1 pseudogene is annotated in these 304 nt (G+C 48.7%); it reads right to left on the reverse strand.

Going from position 1 to position 304, the window contains the following annotated elements:
• Nucleotides 1-244, reverse strand: a pseudogene (locus ACSIPU_RS30955) (conjugal transfer protein TraW); the annotation flags it as partial.
• Nucleotides 245-304: the final 60 nt, after the last annotated feature.

A 304-nucleotide genomic window follows, 5' to 3' on the forward strand; every position in this document is an offset into this window, starting at 1 on the left:
CAGCCACCTGCTGCATTAATGCTGCCTGGCGATCGCCCTGCTGGCTGATTGCCGTACCAATGTTAATCAGCGTGGCCTGGATATTACCTAACAGGCCATTAGCTGTGCTCAACGCCGGCATAACCTGCGTTGAGATGGGAATGCTGCTGTTAACGTTGACCGTATAGGCAAATGCTGACTGTACGCTGAAGGCCAGAATTGAAACGGCCATCACTGACCGTTTTGCTTTTCCGATTTTTATCATCTGAATCCCCTTCTCACATCAGAAATGATTTCTTTAGCGAGCTTCATCGCCATAGTTTGT

Source organism: Klebsiella sp. HN106, assembly GCF_051209435.1.
In the GTDB taxonomy this organism is placed as follows: Bacteria; Pseudomonadota; Gammaproteobacteria; order Enterobacterales; family Enterobacteriaceae; genus Klebsiella; species Klebsiella oxytoca.